The 18,285-nt window shown below is 61.1% G+C and carries 17 protein-coding genes; 3 read left to right on the top strand and 14 right to left on the bottom strand.

The window, feature by feature from the left end; translation table 11 throughout:
* Positions 1 to 9 precede the first annotated feature (9 nt).
* The 4 genes from rmuC to udp all read right to left on the bottom strand — a co-directional run bounded on the left by rmuC (position 10) and on the right by udp (position 4,146).
* Positions 10 to 1,557 (bottom strand): DNA recombination protein RmuC, encoded by a 1,548-nt coding sequence (gene rmuC, locus ACMGGW_RS23945; RefSeq protein ID WP_049295068.1) that lies wholly within the window; start codon positions 1,555 to 1,557, stop codon positions 10 to 12.
* A gap of 140 nt (positions 1,558 to 1,697) precedes the next feature.
* Complete coding sequence (locus ACMGGW_RS23940; RefSeq protein ID WP_004934438.1) at positions 1,698 to 2,228, bottom strand: DedA family protein; 531 nt, start codon at positions 2,226 to 2,228, stop codon at positions 1,698 to 1,700.
* A gap of 79 nt (positions 2,229 to 2,307) precedes the next feature.
* Positions 2,308 to 3,090: a tyrosine-protein phosphatase gene (locus ACMGGW_RS23935; RefSeq protein ID WP_025304916.1), complete on the bottom strand. Its 783-nt coding sequence runs from the start codon at positions 3,088 to 3,090 to the stop codon at positions 2,308 to 2,310.
* A 294-nt stretch (positions 3,091 to 3,384) separates the two neighbouring features.
* Positions 3,385 to 4,146 carry a uridine phosphorylase gene (gene udp, locus ACMGGW_RS23930; protein WP_004934432.1) on the bottom strand — a complete coding sequence of 254 codons (762 nt, stop codon included), beginning with the start codon at positions 4,144 to 4,146 and terminating at the stop codon, positions 3,385 to 3,387.
* A 487-nt stretch (positions 4,147 to 4,633) separates the two neighbouring features.
* Between udp and ACMGGW_RS23925 the strand changes: the two genes are divergently transcribed.
* The gene (locus ACMGGW_RS23925; protein WP_025304915.1) at positions 4,634 to 5,461 is read left to right on the top strand and encodes a dienelactone hydrolase family protein; all 828 of its coding nucleotides are present in this window, start codon (positions 4,634 to 4,636) and stop codon (positions 5,459 to 5,461) included.
* 84 nt (positions 5,462 to 5,545) lie between these two features.
* On the opposite strand, the gene metE is transcribed toward ACMGGW_RS23925, so the two are convergent.
* Entirely contained in the window at positions 5,546 to 7,834 is a 2,289-nt protein-coding gene (gene metE / locus ACMGGW_RS23920) for a 5-methyltetrahydropteroyltriglutamate--homocysteine S-methyltransferase (protein ID WP_072070321.1), read from the bottom strand.
* A gap of 90 nt (positions 7,835 to 7,924) precedes the next feature.
* Here metE and metR point away from each other — a divergent pair, with 90 nt between their 5' ends.
* On the top strand, positions 7,925 to 8,869 hold the full coding sequence (metR, locus tag ACMGGW_RS23915; protein ID WP_016929455.1) for an HTH-type transcriptional regulator MetR: 945 nt from the start codon (positions 7,925 to 7,927) through the stop codon (positions 8,867 to 8,869).
* A gap of 15 nt (positions 8,870 to 8,884) precedes the next feature.
* On the opposite strand, the gene ACMGGW_RS23910 is transcribed toward metR, so the two are convergent.
* Positions 8,885 to 9,745: a carboxylate/amino acid/amine transporter gene (locus ACMGGW_RS23910; RefSeq protein ID WP_025304913.1), complete on the bottom strand. Its 861-nt coding sequence runs from the start codon at positions 9,743 to 9,745 to the stop codon at positions 8,885 to 8,887.
* Positions 9,746 to 9,896: 151 nt separating this feature from the next.
* On the opposite strand from ACMGGW_RS23910, the gene ACMGGW_RS23905 reads away from it, so the two are divergent.
* A complete protein-coding gene (locus ACMGGW_RS23905) occupies positions 9,897 to 10,226 on the top strand; it encodes a hypothetical protein (protein WP_043137515.1) in 330 nt (109 codons plus the stop codon).
* Here the strand turns inward: ACMGGW_RS23905 and ACMGGW_RS23900 are convergent.
* The 8 genes from ACMGGW_RS23900 to livF form a co-directional block, all read right to left on the bottom strand.
* Positions 10,207 to 11,163 carry an AEC family transporter gene (locus ACMGGW_RS23900; protein ID WP_025304911.1) on the bottom strand — a complete coding sequence of 319 codons (957 nt, stop codon included), beginning with the start codon at positions 11,161 to 11,163 and terminating at the stop codon, positions 10,207 to 10,209. The two genes, ACMGGW_RS23905 and ACMGGW_RS23900, sit on opposite strands and share 20 nt — an antisense overlap.
* 60 nt (positions 11,164 to 11,223) lie before the next feature.
* Positions 11,224 to 11,961: a glycerophosphodiester phosphodiesterase gene (gene ugpQ / locus ACMGGW_RS23895; protein WP_025304910.1), complete on the bottom strand. Its 738-nt coding sequence runs from the start codon at positions 11,959 to 11,961 to the stop codon at positions 11,224 to 11,226.
* Positions 11,961 to 13,031: a sn-glycerol-3-phosphate import ATP-binding protein UgpC gene (locus ACMGGW_RS23890; protein WP_043137521.1), complete on the bottom strand. Its 1,071-nt coding sequence runs from the start codon at positions 13,029 to 13,031 to the stop codon at positions 11,961 to 11,963. The genes ugpQ and ACMGGW_RS23890 overlap by 1 nt, the downstream gene beginning before the upstream one ends.
* 5 nt (positions 13,032 to 13,036) lie before the next feature.
* A complete protein-coding gene (gene ugpE / locus ACMGGW_RS23885; RefSeq protein ID WP_025304908.1) occupies positions 13,037 to 13,882 on the bottom strand; it encodes a sn-glycerol-3-phosphate ABC transporter permease UgpE in 846 nt (281 codons plus the stop codon).
* Positions 13,879 to 14,766 carry a sn-glycerol-3-phosphate ABC transporter permease UgpA gene (ugpA, locus tag ACMGGW_RS23880; protein ID WP_015376293.1) on the bottom strand — a complete coding sequence of 296 codons (888 nt, stop codon included), beginning with the start codon at positions 14,764 to 14,766 and terminating at the stop codon, positions 13,879 to 13,881. Before ugpA ends, ugpE begins: the two co-directional genes overlap by 4 nt.
* A 78-nt stretch (positions 14,767 to 14,844) precedes the next feature.
* Entirely contained in the window at positions 14,845 to 16,164 is a 1,320-nt protein-coding gene (ugpB, locus tag ACMGGW_RS23875; RefSeq protein ID WP_049209367.1) for a sn-glycerol-3-phosphate ABC transporter substrate-binding protein UgpB, read from the bottom strand.
* 187 nt (positions 16,165 to 16,351) lie between these two features.
* The gene (locus ACMGGW_RS23870) at positions 16,352 to 17,539 is read right to left on the bottom strand and encodes a PLP-dependent aminotransferase family protein (RefSeq protein WP_025304906.1); all 1,188 of its coding nucleotides are present in this window, start codon (positions 17,537 to 17,539) and stop codon (positions 16,352 to 16,354) included.
* A gap of 43 nt (positions 17,540 to 17,582) precedes the next feature.
* Entirely contained in the window at positions 17,583 to 18,284 is a 702-nt protein-coding gene (gene livF, locus ACMGGW_RS23865) for a high-affinity branched-chain amino acid ABC transporter ATP-binding protein LivF (protein ID WP_025304905.1), read from the bottom strand.
* Between the last annotated feature and the right edge of the window lies 1 nt (position 18,285).

Raw genomic sequence — 18,285 nt, 5'->3', positions numbered from 1 at the left:
GCCACGGCCTCAGCCGTGCGAAACGAAGCCCGGCTCCCCGGCGGTATCGTCATCGTCTTTCGTCTGCGGCAGCGCGGCGACATCATCGTCGTTCGCCTCTTCCGCGTCATCGTGTTGCGCGCCGGCTTGCTGCGCCAGCAGCGGGTTGATCGGCCGTTTGACCTCAACCCCCAGCGCGCGGAAACCTTCAATTTGGCCGATAAGATTACCACGGCCTTCGCTCAGTTTGTTCATCGCCTGACGATAACTGCCCTGCGCCTTGTCCAGGCTCTGCCCCAGCGCGGACATATCGTCCACGAACAGCCGCATCTTGTCATACAGTTTCGCCGCGCGATCGGCGATGCGCTGGGCATTTTGGCTCTGATGCTCATAACGCCACAGGTTGGTGATGGTACGCAGCGCCACCAGCAGCGTGGTCGGGCTGACCAGCATGATGTTGTGCTTGAGCGCTTCGCTGATCAACTCCGGCTCGCGATCGATAGCCAGCAGGAAGGCGGGCTCGACCGGAATGAACATCAGCACATAGTCCAGCGAGCGCAGCCCCGGCAGTTGCTGATAGTCCTTGCGGCCCAGCATGCGGATGTGACCGCGCAGCGAGGCGATATGTTCGCTCAGCGCCGCCTCGCGCTCCGCCTCATCCTCGCCGTTGAAATAGCGCTCGTAGGCGATCAGCGACATCTTGGCGTCGATCACCACATCCTTGCCCTGCGGCAGGCGTACGATCACATCGGGCTGCATGCGGCTCTGGTGATCCACCCGCACGTTGACCTGCGTTTCATACTCATGCCCTTCGCGCAGGCCAGAGGCTTCCAGCACCCGGCTCAGCACCACCTCGCCCCAGTTGCCCTGCGTTTTGTTGTCGCCTTTCAGCGCCTTGGTGAGGTTGATCGCCTCGCGCGCCATCTGCGCGTTCAACTGCTGCAGATTGCGTATCTCGTGCGTCAGCGTGTGGCGCTCCCGCGCCTCCTGGCCAAAGCTGTCCTGAACCTGGCGGCGGAAACCGTCCAGCTGTTCGCGCAGCGGCAGCAGTAAACGATCCAGGCTTTGCTTATTTTGCTCGTCCACCTTGCGGCCGCTGTGTTCAAAAATGCGGTTGGCGAGATTTTCAAACTGGGTGGTGAGGCGCTGTTCGCTGTTGATCAGCAGGCGTTGCTTCTCCTCCGCCGCCATACGCGTCTCTTCCAGACGGATGGTGACTTCGCGCAGCTCGGCCTCCTGCGCGCTGTTAACCTCGCGCTGGGCGCGCAGCTCCTGATTGAGCAGTTCGCATTCGTTGCGCCAATGGTTGAGCTGTTGCAGCTTCTCATGTCCGGCTGCCAGCTGGCTGTGCAGGTTGCGCAGCTCCAGCTCGCTCTGGCGCAACTGCTGCTCGTGACGCTGCAGGGTATCCTGCCGCACGGCCGTTTCCTGCTGCGCCTGCTGCAACGCTTGCTCCAGCAACCGCAGTTCGGTTTCATGTTGCGCATTCGTCTGCTGCATCCGCAGACTGGCGATCAGCCACCCCAACAGCATGCCGATCGCGACGCCGCCAATCCCATAAATCAGACTGGTATCCACCCTGCCTCCTGTTGCACCTTGCCGTTCCGGCGTTTCGCACGCCCATTGCCCGTCACGTTAAGGGGAGGCTGTATGGATGTCCAGCCTGATTTTGCCCGCCGCGCACAATATTGCGCGGCGCTACGCAATTTAGCGAGAAATCAGCCCAGCCACTGGCTGAGCCACTTGATGCCGAATGCCCCCGGCGCCAGAATGCCGAACGCCCAGATCATCGCCGACGTGACGTTGGCCAGTTGGAAATAGCGCTGCGGCATGCCGCAAATGCCGCCCACCAGCGGCACCACGGCGCGCAGCGGGCCGAAAAAGCGGCCGATGAAAATGCCCAGCACGCCCCAGCGCTCAAAGAAGGCATGGCCGCGCGCCAGCAGCTGCGGATTGCGCGACAGCGGCCACATATGGGCCACGCGATCCTGATAGTGATAGCCGATCCAGTAAGAGAGCCAGTCGCCGAAAAACGCCCCGGCGGCGGCGGCGGCCCAAATCGGCCAAAAGGCGATGCCGCTTTCGCCGATCAGCGCGCCCAGCGCCAGCAGGATCACCGTGGCCGGCAGCAGCAGCGACAAAAACGCCAGCGACTCACCGAACGCCAGGAAGAAGATGATGGGAATGGCCCAGCCTTCGTGCTGACGCACGACGTCGCTGACCCAGTTGATAACGTCATTGAGGCTCAATGCAGGGCTCCTGATACGCGATGATTCGCCGCCTAGGATAAGCCGGGGCGAGTTAAACCCCGGCTAAACACGCGGTAATTTACTCGAGGTAAAACGCCTGCAGCGCTTCGCGCTGGGCCGCGCCCAGGCCGTATTCCGCTTCCAGCCAGCGGTCAGTGGAGCCGTATTGCTGACGGATGCAGCCCAGCGCCGTCATCAGGAACTCCTCGCGCGCGCTGAGCACGTAGGCGAATTGCTCCAGCGCCGCCGCATTCAGCTTGATAGACAGCTGATCCAGCATCTGCTCGCGGAAAGTGGCCAGCGTGGTTTCAGTCAGCAGATAGTCTTCCAGCACCGTCGCTTCGTCGGCGCCCAGCGCGAACAGCACCAGCGCCGAACCGACGCCAGTGCGATCCTTGCCGACCGCGCAGTGCTGCACGATCGCGCCGCCGCCAGGGTTGCTCAACAGCTGCGCCAGCCGCTGATAGGCCGCATTGCCGAACGGCAGGCGGCGATACAGCTCCAGCATGAACGCCCGGGCGTCGAAAGCGGCCAGCGTTTCGTTGGTGAGCTTTTCCAGGTTGGCGTTAACTTCGCTGCTCAGCGGGTTAGCCGGCACGTGGTGATAGTCGGCGCCATTCCACAGAATATCCGGTTTGGCTTGCACCTCGTCGGCATCGCGGTAGTCCAGCACGGAACGTACCGGCACTCCAGCGAGGAAAGTGCAGTCGCTTTCCGTCAGCCGTTCGAGAGAACCGGAGCGGAACAGCAGGCCGCGTTTGATGCGGCGCCCGTCGGCCACGCCGTTGCCACCGAAGTCGCGGAAATTGATGCCACCGTCGAGCGGCGCAAGCGAAGGATGAAGCAGGATCTGGGCGGTCATAAACGTCCTCGTTGTTTTTGTTATGACAACGCGCGGCAGCCATCGGCGCAGCGCTGAGGAGTATCACCGTAACAGATTCGCCGCGAATGGAAAAACGGGCCGCGTCAGCGGCCCGTTCAGTTCGTTGACAAAGGAGGAAAAAACGCGGTTTTTCCTCCTTTGTGGTCATCAGCCGAAAATCAATGAATTGATTTTCCCTGTTTGTTATCCGCAGCTCTTTGCAAACCCGGCAATGGCATGAGGTTGATGACAAACCTCAACGGGCCGCGTCAGCGGCCCGTTGAGGGAAGGTGATTACAGCAGACGGCGGGCGGCATCCACCACGATCTGCACCGCTTTGCTTTCCGTGTTTTTCATGGTTTCGGCGTTCGGGATCTCTTGCTGGGTGCGGTTAACGATCACCCCAGCCACCATGCCGGCACGCAGGCCCTGGCTGGCGCACATGGTCAGCAACGTCGCGGATTCCATTTCATAGTTCATCACGCCCATCGCCTGCCATTCTTCCATCGAGCCTTTGAAACGGCTAACGACGCGGCCAGAGTAGGTATCGTAACGTTCCTGGCCCGGGTAGAAAGTATCGGAAGAGGCGGTCACGCCAATGTGGGTGGTCGCGCCGCTGGCCTTGGCCGCTTCCACCAGCGCAGTGGTGCAGGCGAAGTCCGCGACCGCCGGAAACTCCATCGGCGCAAAGTGCAGGCTGGCACCGTCGAGGCGTACCGCCGCCGTAGTCACCAGCACGTCACCGACGTTGATGTTCGCCTGAATGGCGCCGGTGGTGCCGATGCGCAGGAAGGTGCGGATGCCCAGCTGCGCCAGCTCTTCCACCGCGATAGAGGTAGACGGGCCGCCGATGCCGGTGGAGCAGACGATCACCGCCTTGCCGTCCAGCTCTGCGCGCCAGGTAGTGAATTCACGATGGGAGGCCAGATGCACCGGATTTTCCATCAGCTTGGCAATCTTCTCTACGCGCTGCGGATCGCCCGGCACGATGGCAAGCTGGGCCCCTTGTAAATCGTTCTTGGTGAGGCCGAGATGAAAAACATCAGACTGAGACATACGAGACTCCTCATGGATCATGTTTATTGGGAGGAACAAAAAAGCACTCTACTGAAAATCGCCGCTTAATTTCGTGACAACAGTCACTATGAAAAGAGAAACAAATTACATGCTACATATTTTTTGTGATTTTTATCACAAAAAATCACTATGACGCATCCAGAACGCACCGCTAAATCTCAGTCTAGCCGACAAACCTTGCCGCTCCCTGCCCGTTGGTTGCCGACTGAAACTATTTAGCTCATCAATTCGAAATACCCCCATCTTATCGGTTGCTTAGGGACAAAAAAGCCCTCTAACGCACCTTATGGCACTTACGTGGGCCAAAACGCGTAATAACATGATAAAAAGCGCTTAAAAATGCCGCAAAGCCAGATAATTAGCCGTTTTTTATCGACTTGTCCGAAAGTGCGCCACGCAGCGCCAATAATGGGTAATCTTTCCTATAGTTAATCTCAGCGCTTTTTTCTATTGCACGGAGACCGCAATGAAAACCGAACATGTGATGACATTAGAACAGGCTCAGGGGGGATTCGCCCCGGCCGCCGCGCCGTTGGCCGCCTCCGCGATTATCACCGACGAACAGGGCATTCACGCCGGGCAAACGACCATCCCTTCTCAGGGCGACGCGCTGCCGGCCTATGTCGCCAAACCCGCCGACCATAACGGCCCCTTCCCCATCGTGCTGGTGGTACAGGAAATCTTCGGCGTCCATGAGCACATTCAGGATCTGTGCCGTCGCCTGGCCAAGCAGGGCTATCTGGCAATCGCGCCCGAGCTCTATTTCCGTCAGGGCGACGCCAACGACTACACCGATATCGGCGAACTGTTCCAGCAGTTGGTGACCAAGGTGCCGGATCGTCAGGTGCTGTCGGATCTGGATCACGCCGCGCACTGGGCTATCCGCCACGGCGGCGACGCCGGCAAGCTGGCGATCACCGGTTTCTGCTGGGGCGGCCGCATTACCTGGCTGTACGCGGCGCACAACCCGCAGTTGAAGGCGGCGGTCGCCTGGTACGGCAAACTGGTCGGCGAGAAAACGCTGAATTCACCGAAGCATCCGGTCGATGTCGCCACCCACCTGTCAACGCCGGTGCTGGGGCTGTATGGCGGGCAGGACAGCGGCATTCCGCTGGAGACGGTGGAAACCATGCGTCAGGCGATCCGCGCCGCCAACGCCGAGGCCGAAATCGTGGTATATCCTGGCGTCGGACACGCATTCAACGCCGACTATCGCCCCAGCTACAACGCCGAAGCGGCGGAGGACGGCTGGCAGCGCATGCTGGCGTGGTTCGCCCAGCACGGCGTCAAATAATTTCCCGCGCATAAAAAAGGGCGCCGAAGCGCCCAATCATCACACCAGTAAATCTATAAGCGGCGGTTTACCCGCCGCACGGCATCACGCGTGCTCGCGTAGGCGCTGCGCCGCCAATACCATGTTGGCCAGCGACTGCCGGGTTTCCGGCCAGCCACGGGTTTTCAGGCCGCAATCCGGATTGACCCACAGACGTTCCGCCGGGATGTTCTGCGCCGCTTTACGCAGCAACGCTTCAATCCATTCCACGCTCGGCACGTTCGGCGAGTGGATATCGTAGACACCCGGCCCGATTTCGTTCGGGTATTCGAACTCTTTGAAGGCTTCCAGCAGATCCATATCGGAACGCGAGGTCTCGATAGTGATCACATCGGCGTCCAGCGCGGCGATGGAGTCCATGATGTCGTTGAACTCGCAGTAACACATGTGGGTGTGGATCTGGGTGTCATCCTGCGCCACGGCGGCATTCAGTTTGAAGGCGTCCACCGCCCAATTCAGGTAGGCGGCCCAGTCGGATTGGCGCAGCGGCAGCCCCTCGCGCAGCGCAGGCTCGTCGATCTGGATGATGCCGATACCGGCTTTTTCCAGATCTTCCACCTCGTCGCGCAGCGCCAGCGCAATCTGCTTGGCGATCACTTCGCGGGTCACGTCTTCACGCGGGAACGACCAGCACAGGATGGTCACCGGCCCGGTCAACATGCCTTTTACCGGCTTGTCGGTCAGCGACTGGGCGAATTTGGCCCATTCGACGGTGATGGCTTCCGGGCGGCTGACGTCACCGATGATGACCGGCGGCTTCACGCAGCGGGAGCCGTAGCTCTGCACCCAGCCATTCTGGGTAAACACGAAGCCGTCCAGGTTCTCGCCGAAATATTCCACCATGTCATTGCGCTCGGCTTCACCGTGCACCAGTACGTCAAGCCCGAGGCGTTCCTGCTCGACGATCGCCTGTTTGATGTGCTCACCGATGCTGGTGCGGTAGTTGTTGCCGTCCAAACGGCCCTGTTTGAAGTCCAGACGCAGGCCGCGGATCTCGGTGGTCTGCGGGAACGAACCGATGGTGGTGGTCGGCCAGGCCGGCAGGTTGAAACGCTCGCGCTGCGCCCTGGCGCGCTCGGCGTAAGCGCTGTGGCGTTCGCTGTCCTGCGCGGTGATCGCGGCCAGCCGGCGCTCAACCTGTGGGTTATGCACGCGGCTCGACTGACGGCGGGCGCGGATCGGCGCGCTGTAGGCGTCCAGTTCAGCCTGTTTCGTCGTGTCAGGCGCGTTCAGCGCCGAGCTTAATAGCGCCAGCTCGGCGCATTTTTGCAGCGCGAAGGCGAACCAGCTTTTCACTTCTTCGTCCAGACGGCTTTCCACGCTCAGGTCGATCGGACTGTGCAGCAGTGAACAGGAGGAGCCAATCCACAGCGGGCGGGTGCCCACCAGCGGCTGCAGACGTTCAAACCAGCGGCTCAGATCGGCGCGCCAAACGTTGCGGCCGTTGATCACCCCCAGCGACAGCAGCCAGTCTTGCGGCAATGCGGCGCTCAGCGTGGCGATATCGTCATGACCGGCGACCAGATCGACATGCAGCCCCTGCACCGGCAGCGTGCGAATGGTGTCGAGGTTGTGGCCTACGCTGTCGAAATACGTGGTCAACAGCAGCTTCACCTGCCCCTGCAGCGCGTCGTAAGCCGGTTTGAACGCGTCCAGCCAGGCTTGCGGCAGCTCCAGCACCAGTGCAGGCTCGTCAATTTGCACCCACTCGACGCCGCGCTTCGCCAGCTCGGCCAGCACCTGCTGGTAAACCGGCAGGATCTCTTTCAGCAGCGACAGGCGGTCGAACGGCTCGCCCTTCACTTTCCCTAACCACAGATAAGTCACCGGGCCAAGCAGCACCGGCTTGATGCGATGGCCGAGCGCCAGCGCTTCATCCACTTCGTCCAACAGCTGAGTCCAGCCCAGTTTGAACTGCTGGCCTTGCTGGAATTCGGGCACCATGTAGTGATAGTTGGTGTTAAACCATTTGGTCATTTCCGCCGCGGCCGCCGGCTCGCCGGTCGGTGCGCGGCCACGGCCGATGCGGAACAGCGTGTCCAGGTCGATCGAGCCATCCGCATTCTGATGGCGCGCCGGCACGTTGCCCAGCAGCAGGCTGGTGGTCAACACATGATCGTACCAGGCGAAATCGCCGACCGGCACCAAATCCACCCCGGCCTGCTGTTGCTGTTGCCAATGACGAGCGCGCAGCTCGCGGCCAACCGCCAACAGCTCTTCCTGCGTTGAGTTGCCGGCCCAGTAGCTTTCCTGAGCTTTTTTCAGCTCACGTCGTAGCCCAACGCGAGGAAAACCCAGTGTGTGATTCAAAATTGCCATCGTCATATTCCCCATTTAGCCGTCCAGATGTTTACACATCCATAATCAGCAGGTACTGTATTAACCACAAGCGCAATTTATTCACTGTCAATGTGAAGGACTCTCATGATCGAACTGAAACATTTACGGACGCTGCAGGCCCTGCGCAACAGCGGTTCGCTGGCGGGGGCGGCGGCCCAACTTCACCAGACGCAGTCTGCCCTGTCGCACCAGTTCAGCGATCTTGAGCAACGTCTGGGCTTCAAGCTGTTCGTGCGCAAGAGCCAGCCCTTGCGCTTCACCGCCCAGGGCGAGATCCTGCTGCAGCTGGCGGAGCAGGTCCTCCCGCAGATCCAACAGGCGCTGCAGGCCTGCCACGAGCCGCATCAGACCACGCTGCGCATCGCCATCGAATGCCACAGCTGCATTCAGTGGCTGACGCCGGCGCTGGACAACTTCCGCCAGCGTTTCCCGCAGGTGGTGATGGACTTCACCTCCGGCGTCACTTTCGATCCGCAGCCGGCCCTGCAACAGGGCGAGCTGGATCTGGTGATGACGTCGGATATTCTGCCGCGCAGCGGCCTGCACTATTCGCCGATGTTCGATTTCGAGGTGCGTCTGGTGCTGGCGCCGGATCATCCGCTCGCCGGCAAGCCGCACATCGAGCCGGAAGACTTGAGCGATGAAACACTGTTGATTTACCCGGTGCAGCGCCAACGGCTGGATATCTGGCGGCATTTCCTGCAGCCGGCGGGCGTCAACCCGGCATTGAAGAACGTCGATAACACGCTGCTGCTGATCCAGATGGTATCGGCGCGGATGGGGATTGCGGCGCTGCCGCACTGGGTGGTGGAGAGTTTCGAACGGCAGGGGCTGGTGGTGACCAAAACCCTGGGTGACGGCCTGTGGAGCCGCCTGTACGCCGCCGTGCGCGACGGTGAACAGCGCCAGGCGGTGACCGAAGCCTTTATCCGCTCGGCCCGCCAGCACGCCTGCGATCATCTGCCGTTCGTGCGCGACGCCGCACGCCCTGGCGCGACCGGCGCCAAAGCGTTGGCGGCCGGCGTATAAACTGCCGGCCCCCGTTTAGCCGAGCTGCTTCGGCGCCACCCAGCGTCGATGCACCCACAGTGAAGCGACGATCACCGCCCCGCCGATGATAAAGCTCGGCCAGTGCGGCTGCTGCTGCCAGATGGCCAGATTGACCAGCAGCCCGGCCGGCACATGCATGTTGTTCATGATGCCGAGCGTGCCGGCATCGACCTGCGTCGCGCCATAGTTCCACATGAAGTAACCCAGTCCCGACGCCACCACGCCCAGCCAGATCAGCACGCCCCACTGCAGGTTGGTGGTTGGCAGCTGCTGCGGGTTACCCCACAGGAACCAGGCCACCACCGCCACCACCGCCGCCCCCAGGTAGAACCAGGAAAAGGCGGTGTGCTGCGGCAAGGGGTGCACTTCCATCAGGCGCTTATAGCCGACCATGCCGATGGCGAAGCTGATATTCGCCGCCTGCACCAACAGCAGCCCCCACCAGAAGTGTTCACTCAGTTGGTGATAGCGAATGATCGCCGCGCCCAGCACCGCCAGCAGCGCGCTGAAGACGTAGCCCCAACGCAGGCGTCGGCCGCTCAGCAAATCGTAGATCAACGTGATATACAACGGCGTCAACACGGTGAACAGCAGGAATTCGGGTACCGTCAGGTAGAGATAGGCGCGGAAGCTGAACAGGTACATGATGCCCAGCTGGAAGGCGCCCACCAGCATATACAGCAGGATCACCTTGAGTTTGATGTTGCGCCAACGCAGAAACGGCAGAAACACCAGCGCCGCCAGCCCGATGCGCACCAGCGCCGAGAATCCGCTGTCGACGTGGCCCGCCAGGTACTCGCCAATCAGGCTGAAAGAAAATGCCCACAGAATGGTGGTTATAACCAAAAGCAGCACGATGGGTTCACCCTAAAAAGACCGAAAGGGCGATTGTAACGGAAGATGGACGCCTAAGGGGATGAAAGGCAGTTTACATCTGAACAAAAGACAAACTACCGGCAAAATTTCACCGTTGGGTTAGGCTTAATAGAAAGGCGAGGTAACCATCATGAAAACGTCTCACATTCTGTTCGCTCTGCTGTTGCTGCCTGGGTTGGCGGCGGCGGCCAACGGCGTAACCGACCTGCGCTCACAGCAGCAGTTACTCAACCAAAACAACCAGCAAGCGCAGCAACAGCGCCTGTTGAACAACCGGCAGATGGATCAACGCCGCCTGCAGCAACAGCGGCAGTTCGACAATCAGCGGCAACAGCTGATGCAAACCACGCCGAACGGCGGGCAACTGCTGCCTAACGGCAATCAGCCGCGCGATCCGTTCAATCGCACCGCGCCGGCGGTGCCACAGGCGCCGATGCCGGCTACGCCCTCACGCCCATAACGGTGAGGATCAGCGGCGTGGTGATCGCCGCCAGCACGGTAGACATCACCAGGCTGGTGGCGGCCGGGCCGGTGAGCGTATTGAACTGGCGCGACATCAGGTAGACGTTCACCCCCACCGCCATCGATCCAAGTAGCACAACAACGCGGGTTTCCATCGGCGGCAGATCCATCATCCAGGCCAGCAGCCAAATCACTAGCGGCTGCACCAGCAACTTCAGCACGCAGATGGCGCTGCTCAGCTGCCAGCCTTCGCTGATGCGGTACTCGGCAAGCCCCATGCCAAGCACCACCAGCGACAGCGGCGCCGCCACCTGGCCGAGCATGCTGACCGGTCGATCGACGAAGTCCGGCAGCGGCAAGCCGGTCAGGCTAAACAGCGTGCCGGACAAAATGCCGACGATCAGCGGGTTGGTCAGCACGCTGCGCGCGGTTTTAGCGAAACCACTCAACGTCGGCGAGCCGTTGCGCGCCCATTCGATCGACACCGTCACCAGCGTCCACAGGATCAGGCCGTTGAACACCAGCACCAGCGCCACCGACGGGATCGCCGCCTGCCCCAGCATTACGCTGGCGATAGGTAAACCGAGCATCACGTTATTGGAGAAAATACCGCCTAACGCAAACACCGATCCGGCGACGCCATCCAACCGGAAGAGGTGCCGGGCGACCAGGCGGCCAAGCACAAATACGATCAGGCAACTGCCAAAGAACGCGATCAGCAGCCGGGCGTCGACCGCCGGGCGCTGCGAGAAGTCGCACATCATGCGAAACAGCATGGCGGGCAAGGCGAGGGAAAACACGAAGCGCGTCAGGCCATCGGTGATGCTGGAGGGCCATTTCCCCCAGCGAATCAGCCCATAACCCAATGCGATCAGGACGAACAGCGGTAAAGACAGCACGATCTGGTGCCACAGTGACAGGATAAAGCCAGGCATCGCATTCCTTCCGGTGGTGCGGCGGCAAGGCTTGTCGTCGCGGGATTCATCGGCGCCGGATTAAAAAGCCGGGCCAATCAAATCTATCCGGTCGGTGCAAATGCAGTCAACGCCCCAGTCGAGCAGCAGGCGCGCGCGATCCGGTTGGTTGACGGTATACACCAAAATACGCAGCCCGGCGTCTTTCAACGCTTTCACCCGCTCGGCGGTCAGCGCTTTGTGGTCGATATGCAGCGAGACGCAGTCCAGACGCTCCGTCAGCTCGCGCCAGTTGTCGTCCCAGGCCTCCAGCAGCAAGCCGCGCGGCAAATCCGGCACGGTGCGCTGCGCCGCCGCCAGCGCTTCTACCGAGAAGGAAGAAAGCAGCGGATCGGTCTGCCCTTGCCACAGCAACCGCGCCGCCAGCGCCACCACCCGGCCGGTTTCATCGTCGCTGCCGGTGGTCGGTTTGATCTCGATATTGGCCATCAGGCCGTGTTCCCGGCAGCGTTCCGCCACCTCCGACAGCAGCGGCAACCGTTCGCCCTTGAAGGCCGAGCTGTACCAGTTGCCGGCGTCCAGCTGCACCAGTTTGTCCCACGGCAGCTCGCCCGCCACGCCCCAACCGTTGCTGGTGCGATCCAGCGTGTCGTCGTGCAGCAGGAAAATTTGCCCGTCCTGCGCCAGCTTGGCGTCGAACTCGATCATCTTGTGGCCGTGGCGCGCGCCGACGTCGATCGCCGCCAGGGTATTTTCCGGCGCCAGAGAACCGCCGCCGCGGTGGGCGACAATATGAGGGTAAGGCCAGGGTCTTGTCATCAATCCATCCGTAATCCGCTGTGGGTGTCAAAGAAGTGCAGCGCCTGAGCAGGCAGCTGCAAATATAGCGTACTGCCCGCCGTCGGCAAGGTTTCATGCGACAGCCGCGCGATCACCCCGTGACCGCCCCACTGGCCGTGCGCCAGATTGTCGGCTCCCAGCAGTTCCAGCGTCTGCAGCTGCAGCGGCACGCCCTGGCCTTGCGCCACCAATTGAATATGCTCCGGCCGAATACCCAGCGTCAACGGCCGCCCCGCCCACTGCGGCTTGGCCGCCGGCAGCGGCAGCGTCATGCCGTCCGCCAACAGCAGCTGGCCGCCGTCGGCGCTCAGGGTGCCGGGCAGCAGGTTCATCGCCGGCGAGCCGATAAAGCCGGCGACGAACAGCGAAGCCGGCCGTTGGTACACTTCACTCGGGGTGCCGATCTGCTCTGCCACGCCCTTATTCATCACGATCACCCGCTGCGCCAGCGTCATCGCCTCCACCTGGTCGTGAGTCACGTACAGGCTGGTGGTTTTCAGACGGCGGTGCAGCTGTTGCAGCTCCAGGCGCATCTGCACCCGCAGCTTGGCGTCCAGGTTGGACAGCGGCTCATCGAACAGGAATACCGCCGGTTCGCGCACGATGGCGCGCCCCATCGCCACCCGCTGGCGCTGGCCGCCGGAAAGTTCGCGCGGTTTGCGCTTGAGCAGCGGCTCCAGCTCCAGGATGCGCGCCGCTTCCTCCACCCGCTGGCGGATATGCTCCTTGCCGAAACCGCGGATCTTGAGGCCGTAAGCCATGTTGTCGTACACGCTCATGTGCGGATAGAGCGCGTAGTTCTGGAACACCATCGCGATGCCGCGATCCTTGGGCTCCAGATCGGTCACGCGCCGGGTATCGATATAGATATCGCCGCTGGTAGTGCGCTCCAGCCCGGCCACCATACGCAGCAGCGTAGATTTGCCGCAGCCGGACGGGCCGACCATCACGATGAATTCACCGTCCGCCACGTCGAGGTCGATCTGTTTGATCACCGGCGTTTTACCGTCGTAAGACTTGGTGACCGCCTGTAGTTTTAATCCTGCCATCGTCGTTATTTCTCGCTATCAACCAGACCGCGCACAAACCAGCGCTGCATCAGAAGCACCACCGCCAGCGGTGGCAATAAAGTTAGAATCATCGCCGCCATCACCTGGTTCCACTGGGTCGGCGCGCCGGAAGTGGAGATCATGCTCTTGATGCCCGCCACCGCGGTGCCCATCGAAGCGTCGCTGGTGATCAGGATCGGCCACAGATATTGGTTCCAACCGTAGATAAAGGTGATGACAAACAGCGCCGCCAGATTGGTTTTCGACAGCGGCAGCACGATGTCCCAGAAGAAACGCATCGGCCCGGCGCCGTCGATGCGCGCCGCCTCCAGCAGCTCATCCGGCAGCGTCATGAAGAACTGGCGCAGCAGGAAGGTAGCGGTGGCCGAGGCCATCAGCGGCAGCGTCAGGCCGGTATAGCTGTCCAGCAGGTTGAGGTTGGAGATCACCTCCACCGTCGGGAAAATGCGCACTTCCACCGGCAACATCAGGGTGAGGAAAATCAGCCAGAAAAACAGGCTGCGCAGCGGGAAACGGAAATACACGATGGCGTAAGCCGACAGTACCGACACCGCGATTTTGCCGCAGGTGATCGCCAACGCCATGATCACGCTGTTGAGCAGCAGCAGCGAGAACGGCACCTTGAGGTTGCCCACGCCGCCCTGCCAGATATTGCGAATGTTCTCCCACAGGTGGCCGCCGGGCACCAGCGTCATCGGCACCTGAAACACCTGTTTGTCATCCAGCGTGGCGGCGACAAAGGCCACGTACAGCGGGAACAGCACCACCAGCACGCCGATAACCAGCATCACATGGCTGAAGATGTCCAGCCCGCGTCGATTCTCAATCATTGATAGCGCACCTTACGTTCAACGAAGCGGAACTGGATCACCGTCAGGCCGATCACCAGCAGCATCAGGATCACCGACTGTGCGGCGGAGCTGGAGAGATCCAGCCCGGCAAAGCCTTCGCGGTAGATCTTGTAGATCAACGTGGTGGTGGACTGCACCGGCCCGCCGCCGGTGGCGGCGTCGATCACCGGGAAGGTATCGAAGAAGGCGTACACCAGATTGACCACCAGCAGGAAGAAGCTCACCGGCGCGATCAGCGGCAGCACCAGATGGAAGAAGCGCCGCACCGGGCCGGCGCCATCGATGGCTGCCGCTTCCACCAGCGAACGCGGGATAGACTGCAGCGCCGCGAGGAAAAACAGGAAGTTATAGCTTATCTGCTGCCATACCGAGGCCAGCACCACCAGGAACATCGCCTGGCCGCTGTTTTGCGCATGGTTCCAGTTATAGCCCAGCCCGTTGAGGAAATGGGTGATCAGCCCCAGGCCGGGGTTGAACAGAAAGATCCACAATACCGCCGCCACCGCCGGCGCCACCGCGTAGGGCAGGATCATCAGCGTGCGATAGAGGCGGCTGCCGCGCAGCACGTAGTCCACCAGCGCGGCGAAGAACAGCGAAACCGCCAGCCCGATGCCCGCCACCAGGAAGCTGAAGATCAGCGTGGTGTAGAACGAGTCGAGGTAGTAAGGATCCTGGAACAGCTGTTTAAAGTTATCCAGCCCGACAAACTGGCTGGATAGGCCGAACGGATCGAGGCTCTGCACCGAATACCACAGCGCTTCGCCGGCGGGCCATAAAAAGAAGACGGCGGTAATCAGCAGCTGCGGCAGCACCAACGCATAGGGCAACCAGCTGCAGCCGAAACCGGGACGGGAAGATGACATAGCAGTTAAACCATTGATCGGGTAAGGAAGGATCGGCGTGAAGATGCGAGCCCGGTCTGTCGGGCTCGCGACGCAGGGTTACTTGGTCGATGCTTCGAAGCGGCGCAGCAGCACGTCACCGCGCTGTACGGCGGCGTCCAACGCCTGCTGTGGCGTTTTCTTGCCGGTCCACACGCCTTCCAGCTCCTCATCCACCACGCTGCGGATCTGTGGCATGTTGCCCAGGCGCAGGCCCTTGGTGAACGGCAACGGCGGCTTGTTCAGCATCTGGCGAGTGGCGACGTCGGCACCCGGGTTCTTGTCGTAGAAGCCCTGCTGCTTGGTCAGATCGTAAGCCGCGGTGGTGATCGGCAGATAGCCGGTCTTCTGGTGCCATTCGGCGGCGATTTCCGGCTGCGCCAGGTACTGCAGGAACTCGGCCACGCCCTTGTAGGTGGCGGCGTCTTTGCCGTTCATCACCCACAGACTGGCCCCGCCGATGATGGCGTTCTGCGGCGCGTTTTTCGCGTCGGCGTCGTACGGCATCATGCCGACGCCGTAGTTGAATTTGGCGTAGTGCTTGATGTCCGCCAGCGAACCGGAAGAGGCGGTGGTGATGGCGCAGTCGCCGTTATAGAACTTCTCGGTGGATTCGTCTTTGCGGCCAAAGTAGGTAAAGTCGCCCTTCTTGTTCATCGCCTCCAGCAGCGCGATGTGCTTGACCTGCAGCGGTTGGTTGAACTCCAGCTTGGCGTTGGTGCCGCCGAAACCGTTGTTTTCACTGGCGAACGGCACGCCGTGCCAAGCGCTGAAGTTCTCCAGCTGGATCCAACCCTGCCAGCCGCTGGCGTAGCCGCACTTCATGCCGGCCTCACGCAGCTTGGCGGTATCCGCCGCCAGCTCCTGCCAGGTTTTCGGCGGCTGGTCCGGGTTTAGGCCGGCCTTTTTGAAGGCATCTTTGTTGTAGTACAGCACCGGCGTGGAGCTGTTGAACGGCTGCGACAGCAGATGTCCGCTCTTGTTGTCGGTGTAATAGCCGGCCACCGTCGGCACGAACACCGACTCGTCGAAGTTGATGCCGGCCTCTTTAAACACTTCATAGACCGGTTTGATGGCTTTGCTGGCCATCATGGTGGCGGTGCCCACCTCGTAAACCTGCAGGATCGCCGGCGCCTTGCCGGAGCGGTAAGCAGCGATGCCCGCCGCCAGGCTCTGTTCGTAGTTGCCTTTATAAACCGGCACAATCTTGACGTCGCTGTGCGACTGATTGAAGCGATCCGCCAGGGAATCCACTTCCTTACCCAGTTCACCTTCCATTGAATGCCAGAACGGGATTTCTGTCGCCGCCAGCGCCTGAGTGCTGACCGCCAGGGTCAACGCGACGCACAGCGTGGTTTTGCGAATAGCGTAGGTGAGCATGCCTAACTCCTGAAAAAGCTGGTGTAAAAGCGCGTGAGCGAAAAGAATCAGTTTTTTGTTCGGAAGCTAACATGCCATGCGCGGATGACAGAAAAATAACCGTTATATGACAGCCACATGACGGCAAGGTGAAGTGAAGATGGCGGTTTGATGTCGGCGGCGGGCATGGGCTCCGCCGCCGCGAGGATTACAGCGAACGGCGCAGGCGCGCCACCGCTTCTTGCATCTGCTGCTCGGTGGCGGTGGCGAACGACAGGCGGAAGGTTGAACGATCCGGGTTGTCGGAGAAGAAGTATTCCCCCGGCACGAACACCACACCCTGCTGCAAGGTCGTGTTCAGCCATTCGGTGGCGTTGAACGGCTGGCGGAAGCGCGCCCACAGGAACATGCCGCCCTTCGGCTTATCGAAGGTGATGTAGTCGCCCAGCTCCTGCTCCACCAAACCGGCCAGGATCTCGCCCTTTTGCTTGTAAGCGGCGCGGATCTTGTCGATCTGCGCCGGCAGGCGATCCAGGCCGAGATAGCATTCGACGATGCTCTGCGACAACGCGCTGGCGTGCAGATCCGCCGCCTGTTTGATGATCGCCACTTTGTGCAGCAGGAACGGCGGCAGGATCGCCCAGCCCAAGCGCAGGCCCGGCGCCAGGATCTTGGAGAAGGTCGAGGTATAGATGATGTGGTCAGTGTTGCCCAGCACCTGCTGTGACACCTGATGCAGCGTCGGGTGGCGCTCTTCGGTGAAACGCAATTCGCCGTACGGATCGTCTTCGATGATCAGGAAGTTATGTTCAGCAGCCAGCTTCACCAGCAGTTCACGGCGCGCGGCGCTGAGGGTGATGCCGCTGGGGTTGCCGAAGTTCGGCACCACGTACACGCCCTTGATGCGCTGGGTTTTCAGCAGCTCGGCCAGCTCTTCCACCACCATGCCGTCGCTGTCGGACGAGACCGACATGATGTTGGCCTCCGCCAGCTCCAGCGTTTGCAGCGCCGCCAGGTAGGTCGGGCGCTCCACCACGAACACATCGCCTGGGTTGACGATGGCGCGCATCACCAAATCCAGAGCCTGCTGAGAGCCGGCGGTGACCATTACCTCTTCCGCGCCAGCGGTGACGCCGCGCTCGGCGCACAGCGCGCAAATACGCTCACGCAGCAGCGGGCTGCCTTCGGTCAGGCCATACTGGAACGCGCTTTTCGGCTGTTCGGTGATCGCCTGCTGGGTGGCGATGCTCAATCCTTCGAAATCGAACAGCGCATCAGAGGGGATGCCGCCCGCCAGCGAAATGACGTGTTCCATCTTGCTGTGCTTAAGCAATTCACGGATGGCCGAACTTTTTACGTTAACGATGCGCTGCGCGAGTAACCCTTCTGTCTTCATTTCTTCTTCTCGTACCTGATTATTTTAATTCGTAGGGGGCGGATTAACCGCCCAGATACGCCGACCTCACTGCTTCGTTGGCTAACAATGCAGCCCCCGTATCTTCCAACACCACGCGGCCGTTTTCCAGCACATAACCGCGGTCCGCCAATTTCAGCGCCTGATTGGCGTTTTGCTCCACCAGGAAGATGGTCATGCCCTCTTCCCGCAGTTGCTGAATGATGTCGAAAATCTGCTGGATAATGATCGGCGCCAGCCCCAGCGAGGGCTCGTCGAGCAGCAGCAGCTTCGGCTGACTCATCAGCGCGCGGCCGATGGCCAACATCTGCTGTTCGCCGCCGGACATGGTGCCGGCACGCTGGCTTCGGCGCTCCAGCAGGCGCGGGAACAGCGTGAACACCCGTTCAATGCGCTGTTGATACTGCTGGCGATCGGCGAAGAAGCCGCCCATCGCCAGGTTTTCTTCCACCGTCATGCGCGAGAAGACGCGCCGCCCTTCCGGCACGATCGCCACCGCTTCGCGCATGATGCGCGAGGTTTGCCACTGGGTGATGTCCTGGTCCTGAAAGACGATGCTGCCTTCGCTGGCGCGCGGTTCGCCGCACAAGGTGCCGAGCAACGTGGTTTTACCGGCGCCGTTGGCGCCGATTAACGTCACGATTTCGCCCTGACTTATCGTGAGACTGACCTGATGCAGCGCCTGAATTTTGCCGTAATGGGCGGATACCTGATTGAATGACAACATA

Source organism: Serratia sp. BNK-4 (assembly GCF_048685115.1).
Lineage (GTDB): Bacteria > Pseudomonadota > Gammaproteobacteria > Enterobacterales > Enterobacteriaceae > Serratia > Serratia bockelmannii.
This window is presented reverse-complemented; position numbering and strand designations above follow the sequence as displayed.